The following is a 26,048-nucleotide window of genomic DNA, read 5'->3' as shown; positions in this document are numbered from 1 at the left end:
AGGACTCTCGTGGCGTACCAAGGGGGGCGGACGCCTTGCTTTGGGGAGGCCAGCCCGACGAGTCCGGCCAAGTGAGCCCGTGTGATCGATGGTCATCGTTTTGCACAACCGGAGTGGTCCAACGGACCGCTTGATCCTAGGGGGATACTGTGAGTGAGCTCACCGACCTTGTTGCCAAGCTGGAGCGGCAAGTGGGTGAGGCGGAGGAGGCGCACCAGATCGCCGACCGCCTCTCGGATGTCTGCGAGGAACTGCTCGACGAGATCCGGCGAATTTCTTCCTCCGTCTCTGAGCTCAGGTTCGAGCTGGACGGGTACATCGCGGACTGCGACTACTCAGCTGTGCAGCGCTCAACGTACGAGATTCGCGGAGCCACTGACGGCGACAGTCTGCTACCCATACTTCGCCAGGTTCTCTTGCTCCAAGCGCTCCGAGACGGCGCAACGCTCCCGGATCCGGCAGCGATTGAGTCGTTGCCGGAGTTGCCCGCCGAAGAGGTAGCGCACCCTACCCTCACCCTGGAAGAACTGCTGCGTGACTCTCAGAGGGAACTCGAGGAACGAGAGGCGTCTGCACGGCAAATCTGGTGCGACGAAGGTGACGAGGCCGACCTTGAGGATGCCCTCCATGAAGCGCGAACGGAGGCCATCCGAGACCGGGCGACCCGCGCAGGGCGGCATCTCATGGAGCTGTGCGAGTACATCACCGAGGAACTCTGTCCTAGGCTCGTGACCAGCGCCGAGAACGGGGATATTGAGGAAGCGCTCGAGACGCTCGCGGCCGTAGACGCTGCCGGCAAGGAGGCGGAACCGGCGTACAAGGTCTATGAAGTGGCGCTCTCGGAGCAGTACGAGAACAGTCCTTCCTCGCTGGGCGCCGTGGGTGAACATCTCATGTTGTTTGAGAGCTGGCTCGGCACCCAGTAGGCCCCACTTGGGATCAGCACAACAGTTACAACGAGGGCCCTGCCGACCGAGATCCAGGTCGGCAGGGCTCTCACGGCCGTACGAGCGTCACACGCGCCGCTCCGACGAGGCCAGCCCGACGAACCCCGCCCACGCGTCGCGCGAGACCGTGAGCATGGGACCGACGGCCTTTGAGTCACGGACGTGAACAGCAGCCGTACCGGCTGCGACCTCTACACACTGACCGCCCTCGGTTCCGCTGTAGCTGCTCTTGAACCAGGCGAGGCCGGATGCGGCGGTCGAGGACTCAGCGTTGTTCATAGCGCTCCCAGCAACCCTTCGATGAACTTCATTGACTCTCGCGGACTGAGAGCCTGTGATCGGATAATCCCATAGCGGGCGGCGGCGAGAGCTGCTTGTTCCGGGTCGGTCTCCAGAGCACTGGTGGCGTGCGTCTCGGCGTAGACGAACTTCTTGCCGTCCTTCCGGGTGACCACCGTGAACGGGCCGTTCACGCCTGCGTTCTCCTCGCACTCGGTCGGCATGACCTGGATCTCGACGTTCTGCTTCTGACCGACGAGGAGGATGAGCTCCAGCTGTCCTCGCAGCACGTCCTTGCCGCCGTATCGATGCCGCAGCACCGCCTCATTCATCACGAAGCTCAACAGTGGGGCGGACCGCCGGTCGAAGATGTCCTGCCGAGTCAGCCGAGCAGTCACCCGCTGCTCGACCGTTTCCGGGTCCAGGGGCGGACGTCGCATCGCGAGCAACGCCCTCATGTACTCCTCAGTCTGGAGCAGCCCGTTGACGACATGGGTGTCGTACATAAGTAGCTCGAGGCACTCTTTCTCCAAGGCGGCCATCCCCTGAAAGAACACCGGATACTGCGCCCGCTCCACCTGCTCCTTCCACAGGCACAGCAACCCGCCCGCCCCCAGCGCCTCGTCCGCCCGCTCGATCGTCCGGGGCGACGGAATCCTCCGCCCCTGCTCGAACGACGCGACCGTGGACGCCGAATACCCGATCCGCCTCCCGAACTCCTCGCGCTCCAGCCCTTCCCGTAACCGCAGCGTCTTCATGGTCTGCCCGAACGCGACGACCACGCCCCGCCCACCCTCGTCCTCCGGTCGCCGCCCTGCCCCGTCGTCGTTGTCCCAGCCGTCCCCGAGACTCACGACCGCGCCCACGCCGTCGTGTTCACGCTCCCCGGGAACCGCCTCGGCCCCCGCCGCCGCGCCCTTGCGCTCCGCCATGTCCATCACCGCCTCCTTGCCCCAACGCCCCGCATGGGACGCCGTCACGGTGCGCAGCGCGTACGCGCGCGTACACCTCGCGTACAGCCGCTCCCTGTCGCTGCGTCACCGCTGGTCACGCTACGCGACCGGCGGCACCGTGGTCGGCATGACCTTCAAACCCGCAAACCCCACCGGCACCACCCAACCCACCATCCCCTGCGCTCCCTTGAAGGCAGCCTCGGCTCCGGACCGCACCGCCCCGGACCACACCTTCGAGATGCGCTTCACCTCCACACCCCGCGGAGCCCGTCTCGCCCGCCGCCTTGCAGCTGTACGTCTGGACGCGTGGGGCATCCCGTACGGCACCGATCCGCACGACGCGATCGTATTGATCCTCGGGGAGCTCACCGCGAACGCCGTACAACACGGACACGTCCCCGGCCGGGACTTCCACCTCCGCCTCCACGCCGCACCGGACGGCCGTACCGTGCGCGTCGAGGTCACCGACACCCGCGCCGAACGCCACCCCCGCCGCCCGGCGGTCCGGGCAGCAGATGCCGCCGGTGAGGAGGAGGCCGGCCGCGGGCTGGTCCTCGTATCGCATTTCGCGTCCCGCTGGGACTGGCACGCGCGCCCGGACGGCCCGGGCAAGACCGTATGGGCCGAGTACGCCACCGTCAGAGACGTGAAATCAGCACCTCAACTGCCTTGATAACTGGGGTTATCGGGTCAGCACAGCCACAACTGACCGCCTCACTCCTACGGTTCCGACACATCAGTGCTGGAACCACGGGAGACACCACATGGACGCGAAGCACACGCACCACAGCAGCACGCTGCCGCTGCCCCAGCTCGTCGAGGCGCGGTTGGCCGGGGATCCGAAGCTCACCGACGGGGTCAAGAGCCGCATCCGCGAGGCGCTCGGTGACTCCGAGGGCGTACGCGAGTCCCACACCCTCGCCGGCCCCGTCTACCTGGGGAAGGTCACGGTCACCGGCTTCCGCGGTGTCGGTTCGGAGGCGCGGCTGAATCTGCGGCCGAAGCCGGGAGTCACCCTCGTCGTCGGGCGCAACGGCTCCGGCAAGTCGAGCATCGCCGAGGCCGTCGAGACCCTGTTCACCGGCACCAACGCCCACTGCGCCGGGCAGCACCCGAACCGCGCCGTCCGCTGGCGCAACCTGCACCGGGGCGAACAGACCGTCGTCGAGGCCAAGCTGACCGTCGAGGGCGACCCGTCGCCGAGCACCCTCACCCGCACCTGGACCGGCGACGCCTTCACCGACTCCCACGCCCTGCTCAGACGGCCGGGACACGGCACCGTCCCGCTGGAGCAGGTCGGCTGGGAGCAGGCGACGCGGGCCTACCGGCCGTTCCTGTCGTACGTCGACCTCGGCAACCTGATCAACGGCAAGCCGTCCGAGATGTACGACAACATCGCCGCGATCCTCGGACTCGACCACCTCAATGCCGCTGCGCGACGGCTGACGGCCGCGAAGAAGGAACTCGACGCCGTCGTGAACGCCGAGAAGGAGAAGAAGCCGCTGCTCCACGCGGCCCTGGAGAACGTGGGGCACGACGACCGGGCGCTCAAGGCCCTCCTGGCGATGGAGGAGAAGGGCGGTCCCGACCACGCCGCGCTTGACGCCCTGATCGCCGGTGTGCCCACAGCCGACGAGGGCCGGCTGCGGGAGGCACGGCTGGAGGCCGCCGCGGAGGGCCCCGACCTCGACCGGGTCGGCGCCGCCGTCGACGCACTGCGGCACGCCCTCGCCGACGTCGACGACCTGAAGGGGACCGCGGCCGCCGACGCCCACAGCAGGGCCCAGCTGCTCCAGGCGGCCTTGAAGCACAGCGAGCTCCACGCCGACGACACGGCCTGCCCGGTCTGCGGCACGGAACAGGTCCTGGACCGGGAGTGGGCCTCGCGTGCCGAGGCGCAGATTGCCGCGCTTCTGCGCGAGGCCGAAGCGGTGCGCGAGGCCGAGGCCGGCCTGCGGACCGCGATGCGGACCCTGCACGACCTGATCCTTCTGCCGCGGGAGGTCCCGTCCGTGCTCAGCGAGCCGTGGCAGACCTGGAGCGACTGCCGGCGGATCACCGACCCTGCCGAACTCGCCGAGCGCGCGTTCAAGGCCGCGGTGACCCTGGCGGACGCGTGCGAGGTCGTGGCGAGGAAGGCCCGTGAGGAACTGGCGGCCATGGACGAACGCTGGCGTGCGGTCGTCGACCTGCTGACCGAGTGGACGAAGCTCTCCCGGCAGGTCGACGCCGAAAAGCCGCGCAGAACGGAGGTCGGCGCCGCCCTCACCTGGATCAAGAAGGTGACGACTGAGATCCGCGACCTCCGTGTCGACGCCTTCGCCGACCACACGCAGCGGATCTGGGAGAAGCTCCGCCGCCAGAGCAGCGTCGACCTGAAGAACGTCAGCCTGCACGGCAGCGAGCGGGCCAACGTGCGCAAGCTGATCATGGACGTCACCGTCGACGACACCGAGGCCCCGGCCCTGAGCGTCATGAGCCAGGGCGAACTGCACTCGCTCGCCCTCTCCCTGTTCCTGCCTCGCGCCGCCACGGCCGACAGCCCCTTCGGCTTCGTCGTCATCGACGACCCTGTGCAGTCCATGGACCCGGCGAAGGTCGACGGCCTGGCCCAGGTGCTCCACGAACTCGGCCGCGACCGGCAGGTCGTCGTCTTCACCCACGACACCCGGCTCCCGCACGCCTTCCGCAGCCAGGGCCTGCCCGTGACCGTGCTGAAGGTGGAGCGCGGCGAGAAGTCCAAGGTGAACGTCACCTCCGAGACCGACCCGGTCAAGGAGGCCATCGACGACGCCATGGCCCTCGCCAAGACCGTCGGCTGCCCCGACACGGCACTGCGCAACGTCCTGCCGTCCCTGTGCCGCGAGGCCTTGACGAAGGCGATCGTCGAAGCGGCCTGGATCCGCCGGAGCCGCACCGGGCAGCCCGCCGACCGTCTGCAGGCCGCCATCGACGAGACCGAACGACTCATCCCGCTCGCGTCCTTCGCCCTCTTCGACGACGGTCTCGTCCACCTCGACGACGACGTCAGGAGCCGTCTGCGCGCCCTGTACGGGCCCGAGAGCACGACCCTGATCAGCCAGTGCCAGCGCGGCGCCCACCCCGACGGATTCCTCCCGCCCGACCCGGTCGCCTTCGTCAGGAAGGTAGAGGCCCTCGCCAACCGGATCCGCAAGCCGGAGGTGAACGCCTGATGCCCGCCACCCGCACGAGCGCCGGCACCGTCGCCGGACTCCTCGCGACCGCCGACAGCCTCCTCACCGCGAGCCTGGGCGGCCCGCTGACCCCGGCGGGCCGTGACCGCGGCGCCGCCTTCGCCCTGCGGATCGCCCTGGAAGCGGCCGTCGACGTGGTCCTCACCGCCGAGGAAGCCGGTCTCCGCCAGGTCACCATGCGGGCGAAACTGCTCTGCCTGCGCCACTACGCCAGCCCCGACCTGGCGCGACGCGTCAACGCCCTGTGGAGCGGGCTCAGTACGGGCTGCAAGTACCACCACGACGAGATCGGACCGAGCCACGCCCAGGTACGCGCCTGGCAGACGGCCGTCGAGACGCTCGTCACGGAGCTCGCCGTGCCGGGGGCGGATCTGAACTTCCCTCAGCAGACGGGCACGCAGCGTCCGCAGCCTGAGGTGACGACGGCGGCTTACGACGGTGAGCACACGTAAGGACCGGCAGTAACGGGCTTTGGCCCGCCGGAACTGCGGAGACGGCCGATAGGGTTTCGCGCTGTGGAAATCGGATCTTTGGTTGAGCAATGTGACGGCAGTGCCGTACGTCGTGTAGGTACCGTTCGTGCGCTGGACGAGACGGAAGTCGTCGTCGAGTGGGAGGGGGGTGAGAGCGAGCATTTGCCCGTGCCCGTACCGGAGTCGGTGAGGGCTCTCGTGCCGGGAACGATCCGATACAAGGCCGCCACCAATCTCACCGCCCTCCAGGGTGAGTTCGAGAGCGACCCTGTGAAGGTGCTGGCGGAACTGGTCCGTGAAACGGGGGAGCGGACCACCATCACGGCACTCCGGAAACAGGTCGAGGGCCTGGGGATCAACACGCAGAGGTTCGCCGACAAGTGGAGCGACCTGCGTCAGTCGCTCGTAGCCCGCCCTCATATCCGACAGGACGCGAGGAAGGGACTGCGGTGGGGCGGGGACGGGGGCAATCCTGGCAGGCCCCTTCGCGAGCTGTCGGCGTCCGAGGCGCTTCGGGAGTTGGCGGACAAGTCGCGCAGGATGCGGGAGACAACCCGTCAGTCACTGTCCGACGTAGTGTCCGCCGGACTGCATGAGCTGTCGCCGTACGAACGGCTGGCGGCGCATGCCCTCGACGTGCCCGTGGCCGAGTGGCCGCAGCAGTGGGCGGACCCTCATCCCGAGCGCGTGCCCGAAGGCGTGCGTCTGGTCGCCGTCGCGCACATCGGCGATGTGTCGCGTGAGAGGGGCCGGATCACGTTCCCCGGTACCGAACCCAGCTGGGCCGCGAGGAAGGCAGCGGAGATCCCGCCGTCCCTCGATCTCCTGTCGTTGCTCGTTCCCTTGGTTGCGATGCCCGTTCCGAGTCCCGCGGCGGACAAGACAGTCAGCCTGATGAGTGGCGAGCACGCGCGGAACGGCTTGCGTGCCGTCATGGACTGCATCGAACAAGTGCTGTCCACAGGCACCGAGTCGGAGGATGCACCAAATCAGAAGGCTTGGCTGGCCCCCTTCTTGGTCAGGGCCAAGGCACTGTTGAGGAGGACTTTGGCCAAGCAGGCCAAGGATGATGCCGCCCCGTCGCGAGACTTCGCCGAGGAAATGGCCTTCCGGGCCTACGCGTTGCTGGCGGATCCCCGGACCTGGGAGCAGCCGAACGGACTCGTGCGGGAATGGGCCCAGCACGTGGCCGAGCATCCGGCCATTCCCGCCGAACTTCGAGAAGCAGCCAGAACCGCCCAGGCCGCCGCGGCAGCCGAAGCCGCCGATGCGGGCGAGGCGGACAGCACGGGTGACGGCGAGAGGATTAAGGAAGGCCGGGATGCCGGGACCGCACCCGAGCCGCCCACGGTGCTCGCGGGGGAGGTCGGGTCCACGGGCTTCGAAGAGGCAGGCGATGACGACGTCGAGGTAGGCGAAGAAGCCGACACCGTCGCACCTTCGGACGCCGCGACCGAGGTCGGCGGTCCTCTCCAGGACGTGACGCAGGACGTCTCAGACGAGACACCGGAAGCGGCGCAGGATCCCGAGCGGGACCCGCAGGCTGAGATCGCGGCCCTGACCCGCCTGCTGGAGGAGGAACGGAGCGACACCGATGCGGCTCGGGCCGAGCACGAGCGGGAGCGCCGGGCCGCGTCGGCCGCGCTGGCCGAGGCGGAAGCAGCGGCGAACCGGTTGCGGCTCCGCGTCGAGGACGAGGAGAAGCACCGTGCCGAGGCCGAGGCGCGTGCCCACGCCACCGAGGCCAAGTGGGAATCGGCCCAGCGGGACCTGGAAGAGGCGGCTCAGCGCGCTGAGGCAATGACACGTCAGCTCCGGCGGCGGGACGACGAGTTGCGGCAGTCCCGGCAGACCACGCGCGGGGCTTCGCAGGCGCAGTTGCGGCAGGCCAGGATCGACACGCTGCGCGTGCTCGCCGCAGTCCTCGCCGAAGTCGCGGACCAGGCGGTGCACGAGGGTGAGGAGGAGGGGCCGGCGAACGCTCTCTACCGGAGAGTCCTGGCGCGGGCGGCGGCAGCCGGAGTGTTGGACATCGGTGTGCTCGGCGAAGAAACGGATTACGACCCGGCGGTTCACCGGGCCCCGGGCGGACCGGCGGCGCGGGTGGTGGTGGAGCGGCCCGGCTTCGTGTGGCAGGGCCCTCGTGAACCCGGGCCTGTCGTGCTGGAACAGGCGATCGTCCGCAGGGCCGAGCAGTAGGCAGGACAGTTGATTTCCGCTGCCGGGACCGAAGCCCGGCAGCCAGGGTCCATGGAGGACATCGGTGCAGCACGACAAGCCCTTGATCGGTATCGACTTCGGTACCGCGACCACCCTGGTGAGCCAGCGGCTCCCCGGTGGTGCACCGGAGAACGTGCCGATCGGTCACGGTACGGCCTGGATGCCGAGCGTGATCGCCGTTTCCCCCTCCGGTGAGCTCCTGTTCGGCGAAGGTGCCGAGGCGGCGGCCGGCGCCTCGGCGCTGCGGTCGGTGAAGCAGTGCATCACCCTCGGCCTGACGCCCGATGCGCTGCCTGGCCAAGAGAGGGGCGGCACGGTCCGCCAGCCGGCGGACACCCTGATCAAGCAACTGCTGGAGCATGTGCTGCTGCGCGCCAGGGCCGCCGGAGCGGACACGGAGGACGCCCACTTCCGCCTTGCCTGCCCAGCCATCTGGGACGGACCGCAGCGCAGGCGGCTCGCCACTCTGGCCAGGGCCGCGGGCATTCCGGTGGCTGTCGGGGACATCGTCGACGAGCCCGTGGCTGCCGGACTCGCCTGGTCGGAGGGGCTCTACTGGGAACTCGGCGAGGACCGTCCCGACGGAACCACGCTGGTTTTCGACTTCGGCGGGGGCACCCTCGACATCGCCGTGGTGGAGGTCACCGAATCACTCCAGGACAGCGCCCCCGAGCTCACCGTGCTCTCGGCACGCGGTGTGGCCAGGGCCGGTGACGCGCTGGACCTCCGGATCGCCCGGGATCTGGAACAGGACCTGGAGGCCATGGGCATATCGGTGGAGCGGATGTCTGATCCCTCCACTCTCAGGGCGCTGGTCGTGGCGGCTGCCCGACGGCTCAAGGTGCTGCTGTCCGACACGCGGTACGACGAACAGGCGGTTCCGGTCGGCGGCGGATACGCCAACCTGCCGCTGCTCACCTACACGCGCCAACGGCTGGAGGAGACCTTCCGGCCCCAGATGGAGGAAGCCCTGGAACACGTCAGGGCCGCCCTGTGCGAGGCGCGGCTGCGCAGGCGCACGACGCCCGACATCGCGCGTCTGGCCCGTATGCCGCTGTCGGAACTGGCGACCGACGTGCAGCACGTGCTGCTCGCCGGAGGCATGTCCCAGGTGCCTCTGGTGCGTCAGGCCTTCGAGGAGAAGTTCCCCCATGCCGAGGTGGAGTTCGACAGAGCGCTGGAATCACCGGAGCAGTCGGTCGTGACCGGCCTGGTGGTGCACAACTACCACCGGCTCAACCTCCCCCGGCCCGGCTTCGACCTGGTGCTGGAGTGGGACGACTCCGACGGAGGCCGACGCAGCGAACTGCTCTATCCCGCCTTCGAACCCCTCTACACCCCGCACCAGGTGATGCGCCGCGAGGAGCTGGCCCATCACTGGAGGGGGACACCGGACGTCCGAAGGGTCACCAAGGCCCGGATCCGGGCGATGGCGGTGGACGGGGAACCGATGGACTTCTCGGTGGAGGGCAGCACACATCCACATCTGCCCGTCGTACTTCACCCGAGGACGGCGTTCTCCCTCGCACTGCGGCTCAACGGCGAAATGATCGTGCATGATTCCACTGCCCGGCCCATGACGTTCAGGGTGGAGAGGTGGCCCGTGCTCCGGGCGGGAGAGCAGGGTGCCATCCGACTGACGCGTGTGAGAAGGGGTGTCCAGGAACACCAGCGGCCGTCCTTCACCGACCTGTATTCCCATCCGTGGCAATGAGGCGCGCGCGGCGGTGGCCCGGGGCGTGCCCCTGGCCACCGCCGGCGTCCAGTCAGTCCCCTTCGACCAGAACGAGGGCGACCGTCTCGGTGGACAGGCTGAAGCGGGCGTCCCGCTCCATCTGTGCCAGGAGGGCGTCCCGTCGGGTCTCCAGGTGAGTCACCCGGCTCTCGTGGAGGCGGCGGATCGAGGGGTGGTCCACCTCGTGGGCGAGACGACGGGCCCGCGCGATCTTCACGTGGAAGGTGTCCCGCACCGTCGCGCGCCGACCTTCGGCGAGCCGCGTGTTCTCGGCCTCGTAGAGCCGCTTGGTCGTGCGCTCCTGCACGGCCGCGAGGGACTGTACTTCTGCCAGAGTGTCGGCGAGCAACTCGTCGATACCCGCGGGCAGCGGCTCGTCGGCGTGGGTGAGTTCACCGCGGGCGAGAGAGGTCAGCAGCGCGGTGCCGACCTCGGGTACCTCTTGCATCGTCCGGATGTCGACCGCGGTGGTCCACAATTCGCGGCGCGAACGTGTGCCGTCCGTACGCGCCAGCCGGACCTCCACCAGATAGCGGGAGCCGGGCGGCAGGCCCGGCAGCCGTACCCGTCCGTAGCGCAGGAGCAGCTCGGGGCGTTGGTCGTACCACCACTGGGCCGTGCGCACCAGCGGATGGCGGACGCTGAGCAACGGAACCCCGCCCGCCGACGAGGCGCTCGCGGTGAAGCAGGCGCGCATCGGTGAGCCGCTCTTGAGCCTGGCCAGCAGATCGCCGCGGGGGTGGGGGAAGGCGCCCGCGTCCATCGCCTCGTACATCGCCTTGAGCAGGTCGCTGCTGCCGGTGATGTCTACCAGGTCGTCCTCGTGAGGGACTTCACGCAGGAGGCCGTACCCGCTGTCCGTGAGGAAGCACTCGACGAGTCCGCGGATCTCCTTGGGCCCCAGGTAGCGCCCCCTGCCCGGGCTGGTCTCGTCGAAGCCCTCGATGAGCAGGCCGTCCAGTCCCGTGAGAAGTGCCTGCGCGTCGTTCAGGGTCTCCAGGTCCTTCTCCCGGTCCACCCGCGCGACCGCGATCCGGTCGACCTGGCGGCGCCGCTGCTCCGGCGTGAGTTGAGGGTCCAGGACGATGCGGTGCAACTCCTTGAGGCGCCCGCGCAGGATCGGTTCGAGTTCCCCGATGGAGTCCTGGAAGACCCCGATGCGCATGTAGAGGCGCTGGAAGATGTCGGTCTCGATGGTGCCGGGGACCTGCATGTTGAAGATGAAGATCTTCTCGTACTGCTGGCCGAACCGGTCGAGGCGTCCGATGCGCTGTTCGACCCGCATGGGGTTCCAGGGTAGGTCGTAGTTGACCAGGACGTTACAGAACTCGAAGTCCAGGCCCTCGCTGCCCACCTCGCTCACCAAAAGCAGATCGAACGCGCCGGCACGGAAGTCCTTCATGATGCGTTCCCGCTCGACCGGCGGGGTCTTCCCGTGCATCACCCGCACCTTGAACTCAGGAGTCAGCCTCTCCTCCAGGTACTCCAGGGTGCGGGTGAAGAAGGAGAAGACCATCGCCTGCCGCATGCCCTTGGCGCGGGTGCTCCGTAGCATCTCCGCGAACCGCTCGAACTTGGTGTCCACGGGGAGCTCCCGCAGCAGGGAGCGCAGCGCCGAGAGATCGTCGGCCTGCTCCGCAAGTTCACGGGCGAGCTTCTCGGGGGAGGCGGCCGATTTCCTGGCGTTGTCGTTCGAGGCGTCCTCGGCGTCGTCGACGACCCCCGACTCGTAGAGGAGTTCCTCGACGGCCTCTTCTTCGGCTGGCCGGGGTGAGAAACGCTCCCTCAGTCGCTGTTGCATGGCCGGGATGCAGCTGGCCGCCTGCCGCAGCCACATCTGCGCGGCGAAGCCGGCGGCCGTGCCGCTGCGGGCGGCGCGCTCCAGGCACCATCTGTGCAGGGCGTCGTAGAAGGCGCGCTCCTGCGAGGTCCAGGTGACGGCGACGTCCTCGGCCTCGCGCAGGGCCTTGCGGTCGGGTGTGTCGGCCTTGCGCGTACGGTTGACAACACCCGCGAGGGCGTTGAGTTCAGCGATGCACCGCCGTGCCTCGGCGCGTTGGTGGGGAGACAGCGGCTCGCCGGTGCTCAAGAGCTCCTGGAGACGCCGGAACTCCGGTCGTCGAGCGGTGATCCTGCCGTACGCGGAGGTCTGGACCCGCATGAGCCGGGAGTGCAGGGCCCGAGCGCCGTCGGGGGCGTCCGCGTCGCCCTTGGCGAGACCGATGGCGACCGCGTTCAGGTGGCGGTTCGGCTCGAGCTGGTTCTCGAAGACCTTGGGATCCGGGAAGGACGCCTCGTCGAGAAGGTGAACGAGGTTGTAGAGGTCCTGGTTGCCGAGGTTGAGCGGAGTGGCGGAGAGGAAGATCAGGGCATCCGCCCAGTCGGCGAGCAGGGCTGCCGCGGCGTGGCTCCGGCTGCTCGCGTTGCGCAAGTAGTGAGCCTCGTCCACGATCACGAGGTCGAACCTGGGCTGGAGGTCGGCGAGCTCATCGAGTTGCCCGGCCCGCCGGAGCCGTTCCAGGGACACCACTCCGGCGAACGGCTCACTGGTGTCCCCGCTGCGGAACAGCTCCACCAACTCCGTCATGCCCTCCTTGTCGAGGACACGCAGGTGTCGGTCGAAGCGGTCGCGCATCTCGTTCTGCCACTTGGTGACGAGTGCGGCGGGACACACGACGAGCCCTCGGAAGTGCGTGCCACCACGTCGTCCCGAGGTCCGCCGCAGGTGGGTACGCTGCTCCAATTCGTTCCAGATCAAGCCCGCTTCGATCGTCTTGCCGAGACCGACTTCGTCCGCGATCAGCAAACGCTGGCGGTCCGAACTCATCAGCTTGAGCACGGGCCGGAACTGATAGGGCCGGAACACCGTGCGGCTCGACTGGTACGAATACACGACATCCGTGAGCGGCGTGCTCAATTTGGCGAGAGTGAGAGCCAGCGCGGTCCGGTCAGCGGGAGCGGGCGGACGGAAAATCCAGTCCTCGGGCTCATCAGCGCTGGGCGGAAGCGCCTCGAGATCCTCCTCGAACGCCATACGGCGACCGCCGGTCGCGTCCTGCAACCTGTACTGGACGCTTCCGTCCCGCGTCGGCGTCGCCTTGAGCACGGTGAAGGTCTCTCGCCTCCCCGCCAGACGGACGAGGTCGCCGCGGGCGAAAGCGGGTGTGACCTCGTCGGGGACAGCGGCGCACCATTCCCGGTACTGGAGAAGGGCCCGGTGAAGCATATGACCGTCGTCTATGTCACGGAGACGCTTCCGCTGGGGAGCAACGGCATCTCCGCCGTTGCCCAATGCGAATCCGACGAGAACCCGGCCGGCTCGCGACTCAAAGAGGTAGATGCCGCGGGGCAGCCTGCTCCGGGTGTCGCCGCCAAGTGCTTGCGGCACGGGATGCTGTCGTGCCGCGGGTACCGGGATCCGTTCGGAGTACTCCGGGCTGTCGTAGAAGAAATGCTGCGCTTCGCTGAGCGCTTCCAACGCCGTTGCTCCGGATGGGTCCCCCCAGGGGATGTACTGCAGTCGGAGCCGGTCGTCATCGAGCGGCGCCCCTGCCGCCGTTGCTGATGTCTCCCTCATCCCGCCCCCCTGGCTGTTGGACACCCTGCCCGGGCCCTCAAGCGGATCAGCTCCCGCCGCCTGGGGGAGGCCGGAGTGGTCCAGACTGTCGAGCTGGCCAACAGAGGGATCGCTATCCCCTTGCTGCCGGGCTCATGCATGAGTCAAAGCCTCATCACAATGCCGTTTTGGCCCGCGCAAGACTACTTGGTAACACTCAGTGGCTACCCGTCCCCTCTGCGAGAACTGCCAGCACTTGTCGTCCTCTGCCTCGGGCCTGCCGAGCAGTCATGCGACGCGACATCCTTCGACCTGGTCACGGACGGCTTTCGAGCGTGGTCGATAGAGGGTCGATGGAACAGGGTGGAATGCGCGGGCGACGAGCGAGTGCTGGTCTGCCGAATGCTCAAGCCTCAGGCCGAGATACGGGTGGACGCGATGTCCGCAAGCCGACAGCAGGTCGCGGTTCGCGCGGATGCCCTATCGCCGGACATACTGTCGGTGCCGTCCGACTGAGCGGACCGGCGGGTCTTACTTAGACGATGTCCTATGTGGTGATCGCTCGTTGGGCTGTCCATGGGGCGGGGTACATGGGGTTGGATTGTTCCGGACGGCTTGTGGGAGATCGCTCGGCCGTTGATCCCGGAGGGCCAGGCACGGCCGCAGGGTGGCGGAACTGCGAATACGCCTGACGAGACGCTGTTCGCAGCGATCATCTACGTGCTGGTCAGCGGGTGTTTGTGGCGGGCTCTGCCGCCGTGTTTCGGGATATCGAAGTCGACCGCGCACCGGCGGTTCATGATCTGGTCGAGAGCCGGCGTGTGGGGCCGTCTGCACGAGGCGGTCCTGCGCCAGTTGGACGACGCCGGCCTGATCGACGTCTACCGCGTGGTCCTCGACTCCGCGCACGCACGCCGTGGGCCTGGTTGCGGCAGTTGGTGCGTAGCTGCACCAACTTGCGTCGGCCGCACACCAGTTCCCGCAGCTCACGCACGTCCGGAGGAGCGAGCCATGCCTCCGGCAGCCGCCCGAGCCGCAGCAGATCGGCCAGGTCTGCGACATCGCGTTCGTCGTTCTTCACCCGGCGATAGGTGAACGCCTTCACTTCCAAGGGATGGGCCAAGTGAACCTCTGCACCGACGTCCGCCAGTGCGTCGGCGGCCCAGTACCAGCCGAGGGTAGCCTCCAGCACCACCTTCGCCTGCGGGCCAGCCTTGGAGATCTCCCGCTTGAGCCGGGCGGGGTCGTTGTTGAAGCGGACCATCTTGCCCAGCCGCCGTCCGTCCGGCGCCATGCGGACCAGGACCGAGCGGCGACGGTGCAGGTCCATTCCCACCCACTGCACACCGTCGTACGGTGAATCCATCGAGGGCCTCCCCGAAGTCGGACTTCTGCCTGAGCCGAGCATCCTGCGCACCCGGCAGGAGCCGGAGGCCCGGCCCCTTTCATCGCATCAGACTGGGACAAGGCCATCGTGCTCTCTTCCGGCTGAACTGCCCGTTCACCAAGGAGACTTGCGCGGTGGCCTGCCCTTGCTCAGGGAGCAAGCAGCGACAGCGGATGCACGCCCCGGGCAGACACCCGCGCGTTCACGAACCTTGACCGGCTACACCACTCGGCGGGACGCCACCAGTGTGCATTGCGCTGGACGATGCGATAGTCGCGCAGGCCCGCGCACGCTTCTACAGACAACGGGACTGTGCCCGGCGTGGATTGGCTGGGGGAACGATGAACACCGCGGAATGCGCGCGCCTCGACTGGCTCAAGAGCAGCTACAGCCGTAACGAGGGCGGCGAATGCCTGGAGGCCGCTGCAACGCCCGGCACCATCCACGTCCGCGACTCCAAGGATCCCGCCCGCGACCCCCTAGCCTTCCGGAGCTCGGAGTGGGCCGCGTTCGTGGACTTCGCGGCAGGACTCTGACGCATAACGCGGGGCTATGAACGAGCAGTTCGTAGCGCCTCTGTATGCCGGCAGGTCAGCCGAGTACCAACAGTCGGGGCACACCTTGACTGTCCGTCGCGCGGCAGGGGACGCGGCCACGGCCTCCGGAGCCGTGTGCGCAGGTTCGAATCCTGCCGGGGGCACCCTGTATGAGGTGCCTAAAGACCCCGTGACCAGCAGAGATGCTGAGTGCGGGGTCTTCGCGTATGTGCAGGCACACGCCGCTGTAAGCAGCCGTTTGCCAGTGATCACGTAATGACGACGTAATGATCTTGGCTTGCCTTCTGGCAGGTCAACGGCCGTTTGTCGTCCCCTTGAGCGTAGCTTCCGACACACCTCCGACACGACGAAAGCCCCGGATCGCTCCGGGGCTCGCGTGAGGACCGTGCGGGCCGTTTCAGTCTTCGGTGTCGTCCTCCACCCCCAGACCCTTCAGGATCCGGTCGTTCATCTCCTGCTCCTGGCCGTCGATGCACTTCGCGTAGATCTTCATCAGCACATCCACCGAGTTGCCAGCGCGGGCCGCCACCTCCGGAGCCGGAACGCCAGAGTTGAGCCACTGGGAGACGCCCGCGTGCCGCAGGTCGTACGGGCGAGCCGCCAGGACGGAGGTGACCTGTCCGGGCGGGAAGGCCAGCCTCCGGGCCTGCTTCCAGGCACGCGAGTACGACGACGCGGCTACGACGTTGCCTCGCTCGCTCGCGAACAGCCGGCCGTCCTCCGCCGTACCGAACTCCTTGATGTGGTCCTGGAGCATCCGCACGAGTGGGGGCGGTATCGGCACGATGCGCACCTCGCCGTCTGCCCGCTGCTTCAGGCCGCGCCTGTCGTGCGCCTCACCGGAGTCGGTCCACGCCTTCCCGGCGGTGGGCCGGGTCTCGGCCAGATCGATCCGACCCCAGCCCTTTTCCGGGAGCGTGCAGTCGGAAAGGCGGAGGCCCAGCGCCTCACTAGGCCGCATGGCCGCGTAGTACAGGCAGCCGAAGAACGCCCGCAGCCGCCGACCACTCGCCCGGTCGTAGCCGCCGACGTACGTGACAGCCGCCAGCAGCTCCCGTGCCTGCCGAGGATTGACCACCACCCGGCGGTCGACTTCCTGAACGGCCCGCTTCCCCCGCTTGCGCCGCACCCGGCTCAGTGGGTTCGAAGGCAGCATCTCCAACTCCACTGCGTATTCAAGGGTGTTGAAGACGACCGCACGGCGCCGCCGGTAGGTCTGTGTGGCCGCAGGCTTGCCGTCGAGCTTCCGTGTGAGCGCGTCGATCAGATCGTGCACGCGAGTGATCTCCTGAAGTTCGGCCACGGGAAGGGACGCTTTCTCGATCCACTTCGCCGCCGCCACGATCTCCTGTGGCCGCTCACGCTCCCGCCGAGGCGGAGGCAGTACGTACGAGCGCAGCGCCCGCCGGAGATCAGCCGGAGCAGGTCGACCGCGGACCGGCTTGACCAGCGCGGGCAGGACGGTCGCCAAGGCGTCGGTCATGCTGTCCCGCTGCTTCGCCGAGGCCTCCGCCCACCGGGCATCGATGTACTTGAGTGCCAGTACCAGGAGCGACAGGGTCGCTTTGCCCCCGCGTAACGAGTCGGGCAGGCCCGTCACGGTATCGAACGGCTCGCCCTTGTCGGCCGCCCGGAGCAGCTTTGCGCGGAAGCGGTCGGCCAGCGCTTTCGTCTTGTGCGACTCGTGGAACGGCTCGCCGTCCACGGACCAGCGGACCAAGTACGTCGGATTCTTCGCGGAGCGGTTGATGCTGAGCTTCCAGATGACGACCTTGTACGACTTCACGACGCCGCCCCCTCCGCACGCTCCTCCAACCAGTCGTTGAGCACGTCACGCCGAACCCGGAGCTCCCCGTTCGGCAGCCGGATGCAGGGAGGGGCGATGCGCAGTTCCCGCCAGCGGTAGAAGGTGCGCCGAGAGATGCCGCCCAATTCGTCGAGCACCTGCCGCACGGTGAGCAGTTCGGCCGCCTTGCCGTGGTTCTCACGCACCATGGCGACCACCGGCCTCCCGAACCGAGGCAGCCAGGAGCGCCGCTTCCGGCGAGTAGCCGCGCCCCGCATAGCGCCACTGGCCGACCGTGACGGTCGGGCGATCAGCCAGGCCGAGGAACGCCCGTTGCTGTTCGGCGCGGTGGTCGGCACGTGCCTGCCGGAGAGCGGTCAACGTTGTCGAGTAGCGGCGTGACTTGGTGGAGAAGTGGCCGCCGTACCCGAGCATGTGGGCCCAGCGGCGCAGCCCGAGCGGTGCAAACTCCGGCAGACCGCCGAGCCACCAGCACGTACCGATCATGCGGAGCACGTGGGCCCGTACAGGCAGCATGACCAGTTCACGTGACTGGCGAATCCGCCCGTCGACCGCGCCGGCGGACTCAGCCCCCTTGGTGGCGTACTTCGCGATGTAGCCCGCCACGGCCGCCGAGGTCAGCCGCTCCCCCGCGTCGAACGCCGCGATGGGTCGCACGTCGACCTGTTCGCCGAAGCGCAGTACGCGCGCGCCGACGACATCCGCGCCGGGAGCCATGAGCCGCACCCGACCGACGGCCGCCGTTACCGCGTCCGCCAGCAGAGTCGTTGTCGCCCAGCCGAGCGGGGGCGAGGCCGGTCCGTCTGGTCCGTCGAGACGGATCACGGCATGGAAGTGGACCAGGCCCCGCCGCTGGTACTCGGCCACCTTCGCGTACGACAGCCGCGCCACCTCTACGAACTCCGTACGGGACACCCCGACCCGCCGCGCGATCTCACGGCGCAGCTCCAGCGTGAAGCGGTGCCAGAGCCGACCGGCATACGCCTGCCAGAGCACGGCTCCGGCGTAGTCGTAGCAGCGCGGGCACAGCGGCTCACCGAGGCGCGGCTCATCCGCCGCATGCCGCTCATGACATCCGATCGGCAGTCCGTGCGGGCAGCGCTCCCCCGCCTTCCGGGGACGACAGGCCCGTACACGCCCGTCGCGTTCCCGGCGGGTATGGACAGGGCCGAAGCCGGGCGCGGTGACGGTGACGAACACCCGAGGGTGCCCGTTCACCGCCTCCGTGACGTTCTTGCCGCCGACGAGCCCGGCCCGGATCAGCTGATAAGTATCCGTCCGGTAGAGGCGGGAACAGGTCGGACAGACCGTCGCCCGCCGATTGCCACATGCGGTCAGCAGCCGACCGCCGTAGACATCCGACCCGTACGAGAACAGAGCCTCGCCGGTAGTCGTGTCGAAGACGGTCGCCCCGCCGACCAGGTGAATCGGGTTGGTGCAGCCGCCGAGGCGGACGACGTTGCGCCGCCAGGCCGCGAACTCCGGCTCAGATGCTCTGGCGACCAGAGCGGCAACGCTGTTCGGCACCGGTGCGGTCATCGCCGACCACCGCCCCCGAACGCCTGCCACATCACGGCAGTGATCGCTTCCGGTCGGGTCTTGGCACTGAAACGGAGGGTCGGATCGGTGAGCCATAGCGCGGCGGCGTGGCCCGGACACACGTGCCGCTCGTATCCGTCGAGGCCGACGAGGACGACTTGTTCGCGTCCTACGCAGGTCGACCGTTCGGAATCGGGGCCCCTCAGTTCACATTCCGGCAGAGGGGATTTGCGCGAACGATGCGCGGTGGACAAAGTGTGAGTGCTCCTTTCACTGCTCATGTGGCGGATGGAGTGGGTTCCTGACGGGGTCGGGTTTGGCGACTTCGCGCCCCGTCGGGAGCCCTTCGTACGGGCGATCACTGCCGCTCCTCGGGCGGTATCGCGATGACGCTGTACGCGATCGGTCCGAAGGTGCGGCGTGCGTCGTAGTAGCCCTCGCCGATGTCCTCCACCGGGACGCCGAGCGGGGCGGCGACGTATTCCGCCCCCTTTCTGCGAGCGTCGGACTCGAAGGCGTCGACGAAGACGCCGAAGGACGCGGTACGCGGCACGAGGGCACTGGGGTTGGCGGTGAGGAAGTCCGCCAGCTCGCGAAGACCGGCGATGAACGCGGCACGGTCACCGGAGCGGATGGCGTACTCGGGCATGGCTCGCCCACCTCTCTCTGTTCTTGCAGTGGTCGGGTTGGGTTGCTTCAGAAGCGGAGTTGGCCGAGGAAGCTGCCGACGCCGACGAGGAGCGCCTGAACAAGCGGCGCGGCCACGGTCCTTGCGACCAGGAAGCCGAAGACTCCGCAGAGCAGCACATCGGCCCGGCGCAGATAGCGGATGCGCAACAGGAACCAGATCAGGAGGCCAAGCAGCAGGGCGGCCGACATGGACACCAGCACGGCAGGCACCTCTCACTTCGCGTCAGCGAGCAGATCGGGCAGGACCGGGGCCAGGTGCGCGTACTCCGCCGCGACGACTTCCGCCTCCGCCTCAGTGATCAGGTGGGAGCGAGCTCGTTCCCATCCGTCGCCGGAGGCCAGGACCGCGGTACCGGCCTGTTCCGGCGTGATGGCTTGCGCCGCCTTGAGCGCGTCGGGGTTGAGGTCTCCGAGCGCCATTTCCGCGGTACCTGGGTCGGCCACGCGGTGGCACACGCGCCCGCCAAGTTGAGCCCGCAGTGCCGTGACCCCAGGCCCCAGGTCGGAGCCGACCCGTTGGCCGGCTACGACGAGGAACACCCCTAGCGCCGCGCCGAGTTGGGCCAGCCGAATCAACGCCGTACCGGCCGCTTGAGCTTCGTCCTTCTCATTCCGGCTCGCGACGAGGAACAGTTCAGCGATCTCGTCAACGATCACGACCACGGGGACCGGGCGTTCCTTCTCGGGCAAGCCCCAGATGTTGCGCACGCGAGCCGCTCGGCAGACGGTCATGCGGTCGAGCGTCAGGTCTACGAGCGCCGCCAGGAGCTTGACCGCCTGTTCACGGTTGGTCGCGAGCGCGGACAACCGGGGCTCGTAGAGCGACAGTTCCATGCCGCCCTTGCAGTCGATCCCGACCAACGCGACCGGTTGCGGAGCCAGGCCCGCAACGAGCGCATTGATCAGCGTCGACTTGCCGGAACGGGTTGCACCGACGATCAGCCAGTGCGGCACACGGCGCAGATCTACCACCCATGCGGCGCCGGTCTCCAGAGCGCCCACCGTCACCCGGAGCAGATGACCGGGCCCGCGCAGCTTCGGCACGCGCGGAGCGGCCAAGGGGTCGGACACCGAAGCGGCGATCCGTACGATTCCCGGCTTCCAGGAGGTCACTCGTACCCCATGGACCTGCCAGTCCTCCGCCATGGCGGGCGCCGCCTTGACGAAGTCCTCGGGCACCTGCCCTGGCAACAGCCGCACCAGCAACCAGAATCCGCCGGTGGTCGGTCGTATGAGCCCGCGCTGGGGCACGCGCGGCTGAGGCGGAGGCGCCCCGTTGCCGACGAGTCCGGACACCACGGTCAGCGCGGGTCGACGGCTCACGGCCAACCCGCACCCAGCCATCAAGGGCCGCCAGGTGTACGTCACCCGGAACGCCACGACCGGGAAGCCGATTAACAGCCACCAGGCCACGGGATAGCGGCGGCGCAGGGCCGGGCCCGCGGAGAATAGACCCGACACCAGCACTGCAGCCACCACCAGAACCCAACTCGGCCAGGTCGCCCCGACCGAAGGGGTGGAGGCCAGGATCATCACTGCCCGGCCCCCTTCCCCGCCGAAGCCGGAGCGCTCAGGGGGCGGATCTCCGCGGCGCGGAAGGCGACCCCGTGCCGCCCGTCGTTCTCCCACGGGGTGGCGACCAAGTCCCGCACGGCCACCGGCATACCGAGCTGCACGCCGGTCGGCTCCCCGGCCACGCTCACGTTCACCACGTCCGCCGAGGCCCCGGCCATCAGGCAGAGGCCGACTTGGTACATGGTCTTTCCGGTCTCACGGTCAACGCGAAGCTGACCGGTCTCACGATTGGCAACCCGCGGAGTCGGGGGAACGGCACAGATGATCCCCGTGAACTTCGCGGTGTCGATCGGAAGGCTTGCCACTGTCTGAACTCCTTCTCTCTGGCACCCGAAGGCCAATCCTTCGGGTTGCTAGACCACCCGTAGTACGGGTGTCCATTCCAGAGTGGCGACCCGTAGTACGGGTTGTCAACCGTCTTGTGATGGGAGATGCTGTCTCCGCAGGAAGACAAGCTGTCTCCGGAGACGAACAGCCGAGAGGCGACCACGGCCACGGAGGGCCCGCATGCCGCCGAAGAAGACGCAGCCGAAGTACCGGCAGATCGCCGACTACCTGCGCGAAGGCATCCTGAACGGCACCTTCCCCGCCGGCCAACCACTCCCGTCCGAGGAGGCGTTGGCAAAGCAGTTCGGCGTGACACGCCCCACAGTCCGTCAGGGGCTCACGGAGCTACGGGCATCCGGTCTCGTCGAGGCGATCATGGGGAGGGGCACGTTCGCCCGCTCGCCCCAGAGCCGCCCAAGCCTCACGCGCCCGCGCGGCGCACGCCTCGCACCCGATGGCCGGTACGTGGAGGCCGACGGCATCCGATGGACAGATGCCGAGCCACCGGTAGCCACCCGCACGGACGCCCCGCTAGCTCTGGCGGATCTCCTGCACATCCCACCGGGCGAGCCGATGTTCACGTACGACGCCTTGCAGACCGCCGACAACGGCCGCCTCCGCCAACTCCACCGCACGTACGTGCCGTTCTCGGTACTGGTCGACACCAAGTACGAGGAGGAAGCGCCGCCGCCCGCGCCGGAGCTCTACGAGGCACTCGCGGAACTCGGCCACGAACTCCACTTCACGGAGTACATCCGCACCCGTATGCCCCTCCCCGACCAAGCCCAGGCCCTCCGCCTCCCGGACGGGGTCCCACTGCTGCACGTCATTCGCGTGACACTCAACGAGAGAGAGAAGCCGCTCTCTCTTGAGGAGTTCCACCTTCCGGGCGACGACTTGGAACTCTCCTTCAGGCTGTAGCCGGGGAGCGGCAAGCGGACACGGCAAGCGGATCTTGGTTGGCTCAGAATTTCTCTACGTCATCAAGGGCCCGCGCAAGCGCGGGCTGGCCCCTTGGGCCCGGCCCCTCTGCGCCTACGGCGCCGGGGCCGGTCCCCTGGGGCCGCAAGCGAGTTACGGCCCTGAGTAGAACCTGGACGGGCAAAGCCACGGTCAGAACGATGCCTCCGGCGGGGGACCGGCCAGCACCGGGATGGAGGGGGCACCGTTCACGACCGCGGGTCCGTTGTGGCGTGCGCGGGGAGCTTCCATCCCGTACGCCGTCGACACGCCGTAGCCGCGCAATTGCTCCATGGATCAAGCGACTGCCGCGTTACTTGGTGCCATGGTGGGGATCGGTGGAACGACGACAGCCGCCGGCTTGGCAGCCTGGCAGGGGCGCTGGGCCACCCGCACACAGATAGATGCGACGAACAACCAGTGGCGTCGGCAGGTGCAACGAGATGCGTACGGCGCGCTCGTCCAGCAAGCAATGAGCATCACCCGTCTCTTTGACGAGGTTCACTACAAGATCTGCCATGGGCAGTACGCCGATTCTGACGTGGACCCCGCGGTGGATGCGGCCGTACTCTGCATGATCTATCCACAGCGATGTTCGCAGTGATCCTTGAAGGGCCCCCCGGACCTAGCGGAGGCTGCTGGACTCCTCGACGACACGGTTAGAGCCTGGTGGATCGCGCTCCGGACCTTCGGAGACGTTGTCGCGCAGGACAACGAGGGCGCCGAGGAACTCGCGGCAGCGAGCACGACACAAGACGCGGCTGCACAGGCAATGGGACGGTTCATCGGTCAAGCACAGGCCTACCTGAACGGTGCCTGACCTCCCCGGGCTGCGGTCCTTGAATCGCCCATTGATCCCTTCGGACCTGACACCAACGGCTGACACCAACAGCGGCGTACGGGGCCGGACGGGAGCGGTCCCCCGCGGTCATCACGTCGGCGCCAAACTAGAGTTCTTCGTGCTCCCAGGGGGACCGTGATCGACTTGATAAGTGTGAGGCCAGAGTTCAAATCTGTGCTCGGTTCGGTCGGGCCACGCTGGAGGCCCCGATCCACAGGGCGGACATGGGCCAGCCGCGGATGGAAGGTACGCCGACCGCTGTGGACGGTTCGGGTGTTTTGGCCTCATGCGGGGTTTGGCTTTTCTATCCTGATCCCTTTCGGGGCCGCATGGATCGGGGAACAAGTGAGTGCTGAGATCGTGCAGTTGGTTGAGCAGGCAGGTCCGTATCTGACGACTGCGGTCGGTGCGTACGGGGCGGCTGTTCTTACCCGGGCCGAGGACGCAGCCGCGGACGCCACCGCGACGCTGGGGCGGCGCATTCTTCAGGCGGTGTGGCGGCGCCGGGACGAGACTGGCCAGGCGGAACTGGAACGGGTGGTGGATGAGGCCGCCGACGAACAGGACGCGTCCTACACCGCGGCGGTGTTGGGCAGGCTGCTCAGGCAGGCGTTGCAGGACGATGCCGAGTTGCGCGCGGAACTGTCCGCGATGCTGCGGACGCCGGTTGCCGGTTCGGTGACTGTCACGGCTTCCGGTGAGCGGTCGATCGCCGCTCAGTACATCGGTACCGCGATCACCGGTGATGGTCACACCGCGCAGCGGTCGTGAGTACCAACGACGACCTGTCTCGGTTGCGGATCGAGGCGGGCGGACAAAGGTCCATCGCCGCCGAGCAAATCGCCAACGCCTACACCGGCGACGTACTTCCCACCGAGGCACTGCACACGCCGGAGAAGGTCACTGCGGCCCCGGGCACCTCCAATCTGCCCCCGGCCGCTCTGTGCCTGGGGCGGGAGGACGAACTGGTCGAGCTGCGGCGCATCCTGACCAGCCGACACGAGGGGGCGATCACGCAGAGCGGGACGGTCCATGGATTGGGCGGGATCGGCAAGAGCACGCTCGCCCTGCACTACGCGCACCGCCATCGCGGCGACTACGCCCTGATCTGGTGGATCAACGCCGCGTCCCCTGACGAGATCGAGACCTCCCTCACCAGCCTCACGCAGACCCTGGTCCCCGGCTGGGACACCACCGCCGAACGGGGAGCGCTGGTGGCGTGGGCGATGCAGTGGCTCGCCTGGCATCCGGACTGGCTCCTGGTTTACGACAATGTGGAAAACCCCGACGACCTCACTCCCTACACCGGCGCACTCCACCAAGGCCATCACCTTGCCACCAGCCGCCTCACCACCGGCTGGCCCGACAGTGCCTCCACCCTGACTCTGGGCAACCTCGAACCTGACGACGCCACGGCCCTGTTGTGCTGGCTCGTGTTCAAGGCGACCAGCCCCGCACCCCGCGCGCAGGCCGAGGCGCGGGCCCTTGCCGCCGAGTTGGGGTACTTCCCTTTGGCGATCAAGCAGGCCGGCGCCTACCTCGCGCAGAATCGCGGCATTAGCCTCGATGCCTACCGCCGTCGCCTGGAAATCAAACTTGCGAAGTCCGCCCACGGCACCGACTCCGAACGCACCATCGCCCGCATCTGGAACGTCACCCTCCACGCCCTGGAGAGGATCGATCCGCTGGCCGTGGAGGTGCTGCACACCGCTGCCTGGCTGGCACCTGATGACATCCCCCACAGCCTGCTCACCGCGCCCGGCACTGACCCGGACGACATCGCCGAAGCAGTCGGAACACTTGCCGCCTACAGCATGGTCACCGACACCGGCACCACTCTGAGCGTCCACCGCCTGGTCCAAACCGTCCTACGCGCCCCGCGGAACACTGACGACACCCAGTCGACCCGGCACCTGCGTGGACGCGACGGCGCCGAACGGGCGGTCCTCCGCAGCCTGACTCCGCTGTCGGGCCGAGACGCTCCCGCCGAAGACCAGTGGGACGCCCTCACACCCCACCTCGTCACCCTCGCAGCCACCAGACCGTCCGAACACCACAACGCCCCACTCGCCGATGCGTATGAGACCGCTGCCCAACGACTCCACCAGCAGGGCCACACTGCCCGCGCCATACCCCTGCTGGAGGCCGTCCTCACCCAGTGCGAGCAGGCCTTAGGCAATACGCACCCTGGCACCCTGAACAGTCGCAACAACGTCGCGAGCGCCTATCAGGCGGCGGGCGATCTGCGACGCGCCATCCCTCTGCTGGAGGCTGCCCTCGCCCAGTGCGAGCAGATCCTGGGCGACACCCACCCCAACACCCTGACCAGCCGCAACAACCTCGCCACCGCCTACCAAGATGCGGGCGATCTGGATCGCGCCATCCCTCTGCTGGAGGTCACCCTCGCCCAGTGCGAGCAGATCCTGGGCGACACCCACCCCAGCACCCTGGTCAGCCGCAACAACCTCGCAGGCGCCTACCAAGATGCGGGCGATCTGGATCGCGCCATCCCTCTGCTGGAGGTCACCCTCGCCCAGTGCGAGCAGATCCTGGGCGACACCCACCTCGACACCCTGAACAGCCGCAACAACCTCGCGAGCGCCTATCAGGCGGCGGGCGATCTGCGACGCGCCATTCTCCTGCTGGAGATCACCCTCGCCCAACGCGAGCAGGCCTTGGGCGACACCCACCCCGACACCCTGAACAGCCGCAACAACCTCGCCAATGCCTATCAGGCGGCAGGCGATCTGCGACGCGCCATCCCCCTGCATGTGGCCACCCTCGCCCAACGCGAGCAGATCCTGGGCGACACCCACCCCCACACCCTGAACAGCCGCAACAACCTCGCCAATGCCTATCAGGCGGCGGGCGATCTGGACAGTGCCGTCCCCTTGCTGGAGATCACCCTCGCCCAACGCGAGCAGGCCTTGGGCGACACCCACCCCGACACCCTGAACAGCCGCAACAACCTCGCCAATGCCTATCAG

General features: G+C 68.1%; 21 protein-coding genes and 2 pseudogenes. 12 read left to right on the top strand and 11 right to left on the bottom strand.

Annotated features, from left to right (window positions below; genetic code table 11):
* The first annotated feature begins 149 nt into the window (after positions 1-149).
* On the top strand, positions 150-926 hold the full coding sequence (locus ACFY0T_RS03315) for a hypothetical protein (protein WP_388864297.1): 777 nt from the start codon (positions 150-152) through the stop codon (positions 924-926).
* 87 nt (positions 927-1,013) lie between these two features.
* Here the strand turns inward: ACFY0T_RS03315 and ACFY0T_RS03310 are convergent, their stop codons facing one another.
* Complete coding sequence (locus ACFY0T_RS03310) at positions 1,014-1,226, bottom strand: DUF397 domain-containing protein (protein WP_388864296.1); 213 nt, start codon at positions 1,224-1,226, stop codon at positions 1,014-1,016.
* Positions 1,223-2,158, bottom strand: a complete 936-nt coding sequence (locus tag ACFY0T_RS03305; protein WP_388864722.1) for a helix-turn-helix domain-containing protein — start codon at positions 2,156-2,158, stop codon at positions 1,223-1,225. The genes ACFY0T_RS03310 and ACFY0T_RS03305 overlap by 4 nt, the downstream gene beginning before the upstream one ends.
* A gap of 148 nt (positions 2,159-2,306) precedes the next feature.
* On the opposite strand from ACFY0T_RS03305, the gene ACFY0T_RS03300 reads away from it, so the two are divergent.
* The 5 genes from ACFY0T_RS03300 (at position 2,307) to ACFY0T_RS03280 (ending at position 9,801) form a co-directional block, all read left to right on the top strand.
* Complete coding sequence (locus tag ACFY0T_RS03300; protein WP_388864720.1) at positions 2,307-2,852, top strand: ATP-binding protein; 546 nt, start codon at positions 2,307-2,309, stop codon at positions 2,850-2,852.
* 91 nt (positions 2,853-2,943) lie between these two features.
* The gene (locus ACFY0T_RS03295; protein ID WP_388864295.1) at positions 2,944-5,373 is read left to right on the top strand and encodes an AAA family ATPase; all 2,430 of its coding nucleotides are present in this window, start codon (positions 2,944-2,946) and stop codon (positions 5,371-5,373) included.
* The gene (locus ACFY0T_RS03290) at positions 5,373-5,846 is read left to right on the top strand and encodes a hypothetical protein (protein WP_388864294.1); all 474 of its coding nucleotides are present in this window, start codon (positions 5,373-5,375) and stop codon (positions 5,844-5,846) included. Before ACFY0T_RS03295 ends, ACFY0T_RS03290 begins: the two co-directional genes overlap by 1 nt.
* Positions 5,847-6,503: 657 nt before the next feature.
* Positions 6,504-8,066 carry a hypothetical protein gene (locus ACFY0T_RS03285; RefSeq protein ID WP_388864293.1) on the top strand — a complete coding sequence of 521 codons (1,563 nt, stop codon included), beginning with the start codon at positions 6,504-6,506 and terminating at the stop codon, positions 8,064-8,066.
* Between the two features lie 64 nt (positions 8,067-8,130).
* Positions 8,131-9,801 (top strand): Hsp70 family protein, encoded by a 1,671-nt coding sequence (locus ACFY0T_RS03280; RefSeq protein ID WP_388864292.1) that lies wholly within the window; start codon positions 8,131-8,133, stop codon positions 9,799-9,801.
* A 52-nt stretch (positions 9,802-9,853) separates the two neighbouring features.
* Here the strand turns inward: ACFY0T_RS03280 and ACFY0T_RS03275 are convergent, their stop codons facing one another.
* Positions 9,854-13,048 (bottom strand): helicase-related protein, encoded by a 3,195-nt coding sequence (locus ACFY0T_RS03275; RefSeq protein ID WP_388864291.1) that lies wholly within the window; start codon positions 13,046-13,048, stop codon positions 9,854-9,856.
* A 906-nt stretch (positions 13,049-13,954) separates the two neighbouring features.
* Here ACFY0T_RS03275 and ACFY0T_RS03270 point away from each other — a divergent pair.
* Positions 13,955-14,297 (top strand): annotated as a pseudogene (locus ACFY0T_RS03270) (transposase); the annotation flags it as partial.
* Between the two features lie 54 nt (positions 14,298-14,351).
* On the opposite strand, the pseudogene ACFY0T_RS03265 reads toward ACFY0T_RS03270, so the two are convergent.
* Positions 14,352-14,672, bottom strand: a pseudogene (locus ACFY0T_RS03265) (transposase); the annotation flags it as partial.
* Positions 14,673-15,106: 434 nt separating this feature from the next.
* Between ACFY0T_RS03265 and ACFY0T_RS03260 the strand changes: the two are divergent.
* On the top strand, positions 15,107-15,301 hold the full coding sequence (locus tag ACFY0T_RS03260) for a DUF397 domain-containing protein (RefSeq protein ID WP_388864290.1): 195 nt from the start codon (positions 15,107-15,109) through the stop codon (positions 15,299-15,301).
* 418 nt (positions 15,302-15,719) lie between these two features.
* On the opposite strand, the gene ACFY0T_RS03255 is transcribed toward ACFY0T_RS03260, so the two are convergent.
* From ACFY0T_RS03255 to ACFY0T_RS03225, 7 genes are all read right to left on the bottom strand, one after another.
* A complete protein-coding gene (locus ACFY0T_RS03255) occupies positions 15,720-17,108 on the bottom strand; it encodes a tyrosine-type recombinase/integrase (protein ID WP_388864289.1) in 1,389 nt (462 codons plus the stop codon).
* Positions 17,105-17,317 carry a helix-turn-helix transcriptional regulator gene (locus tag ACFY0T_RS03250; protein ID WP_388864288.1) on the bottom strand — a complete coding sequence of 71 codons (213 nt, stop codon included), beginning with the start codon at positions 17,315-17,317 and terminating at the stop codon, positions 17,105-17,107. The genes ACFY0T_RS03255 and ACFY0T_RS03250 overlap by 4 nt, the downstream gene beginning before the upstream one ends.
* A complete protein-coding gene (locus ACFY0T_RS03245) occupies positions 17,307-18,668 on the bottom strand; it encodes a replication initiator (protein ID WP_388864287.1) in 1,362 nt (453 codons plus the stop codon). Before ACFY0T_RS03245 ends, ACFY0T_RS03250 begins: the two co-directional genes overlap by 11 nt.
* Positions 18,669-19,026: 358 nt before the next feature.
* Positions 19,027-19,317 carry a hypothetical protein gene (locus tag ACFY0T_RS03240; RefSeq protein ID WP_388864286.1) on the bottom strand — a complete coding sequence of 97 codons (291 nt, stop codon included), beginning with the start codon at positions 19,315-19,317 and terminating at the stop codon, positions 19,027-19,029.
* 47 nt (positions 19,318-19,364) lie between these two features.
* Positions 19,365-19,559 carry a hypothetical protein gene (locus ACFY0T_RS03235; protein WP_388864285.1) on the bottom strand — a complete coding sequence of 65 codons (195 nt, stop codon included), beginning with the start codon at positions 19,557-19,559 and terminating at the stop codon, positions 19,365-19,367.
* Between the two features lie 12 nt (positions 19,560-19,571).
* Positions 19,572-20,891, bottom strand: a complete 1,320-nt coding sequence (locus ACFY0T_RS03230) for an FtsK/SpoIIIE domain-containing protein (RefSeq protein ID WP_388864284.1) — start codon at positions 20,889-20,891, stop codon at positions 19,572-19,574.
* Positions 20,891-21,238: a hypothetical protein gene (locus tag ACFY0T_RS03225; RefSeq protein ID WP_388864283.1), complete on the bottom strand. Its 348-nt coding sequence runs from the start codon at positions 21,236-21,238 to the stop codon at positions 20,891-20,893. Before ACFY0T_RS03225 ends, ACFY0T_RS03230 begins: the two co-directional genes overlap by 1 nt.
* Positions 21,239-21,440: 202 nt before the next feature.
* On the opposite strand from ACFY0T_RS03225, the gene ACFY0T_RS03220 reads away from it, so the two are divergent.
* The 4 genes from ACFY0T_RS03220 to ACFY0T_RS03205 form a co-directional block, all read left to right on the top strand.
* Positions 21,441-22,181 carry a GntR family transcriptional regulator gene (locus ACFY0T_RS03220; RefSeq protein WP_388864282.1) on the top strand — a complete coding sequence of 247 codons (741 nt, stop codon included), beginning with the start codon at positions 21,441-21,443 and terminating at the stop codon, positions 22,179-22,181.
* A 331-nt stretch (positions 22,182-22,512) separates the two neighbouring features.
* Positions 22,513-22,824 carry a hypothetical protein gene (locus ACFY0T_RS03215; RefSeq protein WP_388864281.1) on the top strand — a complete coding sequence of 104 codons (312 nt, stop codon included), beginning with the start codon at positions 22,513-22,515 and terminating at the stop codon, positions 22,822-22,824.
* Between the two features lie 510 nt (positions 22,825-23,334).
* Entirely contained in the window at positions 23,335-23,832 is a 498-nt protein-coding gene (locus tag ACFY0T_RS03210) for a hypothetical protein (RefSeq protein WP_388864280.1), read from the top strand.
* Positions 23,829-26,048, top strand: a 2,220-nt coding sequence (locus ACFY0T_RS03205) for a tetratricopeptide repeat protein (protein WP_388864279.1), incomplete at its 3' end; no start/stop codon positions are given. The genes ACFY0T_RS03210 and ACFY0T_RS03205, both read left to right, overlap by 4 nt.

Origin of the sequence: Streptomyces sp. NPDC001530 (assembly GCF_042894545.1) — a bacterium.
Taxonomy (GTDB): Bacteria; Actinomycetota; Actinomycetes; order Streptomycetales; family Streptomycetaceae; genus Streptomyces.
Note: the sequence above shows the minus strand (reverse complement) of the source record. Positions and strands in the feature narration are given on the sequence as shown.

Bases quoted from the DNA above. Each gene is read 5' to 3' on its own strand.
- ACFY0T_RS03240 (WP_388864286.1), bottom strand. From the start codon at position 19,317: ATGCCCGAGTACGCCATCCGCTCCGGTGACCGTGCCGCGTTCATCGCC.
- ACFY0T_RS03215 (WP_388864281.1), top strand. From the start codon at position 22,513: ATGGATCAAGCGACTGCCGCGTTACTTGGTGCCATGGTGGGGATCGGT.
- ACFY0T_RS03310 (WP_388864296.1), bottom strand. From the start codon at position 1,226: ATGAACAACGCTGAGTCCTCGACCGCCGCATCCGGCCTCGCCTGGTTC.
- ACFY0T_RS03305 (WP_388864722.1), bottom strand. From the start codon at position 2,158: ATGGCGGAGCGCAAGGGCGCGGCGGCGGGGGCCGAGGCGGTTCCCGGG.
- ACFY0T_RS03275 (WP_388864291.1), bottom strand. From the start codon at position 13,048: ATGCTTCACCGGGCCCTTCTCCAGTACCGGGAATGGTGCGCCGCTGTC.
- ACFY0T_RS03300 (WP_388864720.1), top strand. From the start codon at position 2,307: ATGACCTTCAAACCCGCAAACCCCACCGGCACCACCCAACCCACCATC.
- ACFY0T_RS03230 (WP_388864284.1), bottom strand. From the start codon at position 20,891: ATGATCCTGGCCTCCACCCCTTCGGTCGGGGCGACCTGGCCGAGTTGG.
- ACFY0T_RS03220 (WP_388864282.1), top strand. From the start codon at position 21,441: ATGCCGCCGAAGAAGACGCAGCCGAAGTACCGGCAGATCGCCGACTAC.
- ACFY0T_RS03245 (WP_388864287.1), bottom strand. From the start codon at position 18,668: ATGACCGCACCGGTGCCGAACAGCGTTGCCGCTCTGGTCGCCAGAGCA.
- ACFY0T_RS03250 (WP_388864288.1), bottom strand. From the start codon at position 17,317: ATGGTGCGTGAGAACCACGGCAAGGCGGCCGAACTGCTCACCGTGCGG.
- ACFY0T_RS03295 (WP_388864295.1), top strand. From the start codon at position 2,944: ATGGACGCGAAGCACACGCACCACAGCAGCACGCTGCCGCTGCCCCAG.
- ACFY0T_RS03290 (WP_388864294.1), top strand. From the start codon at position 5,373: ATGCCCGCCACCCGCACGAGCGCCGGCACCGTCGCCGGACTCCTCGCG.
- ACFY0T_RS03260 (WP_388864290.1), top strand. From the start codon at position 15,107: ATGAACACCGCGGAATGCGCGCGCCTCGACTGGCTCAAGAGCAGCTAC.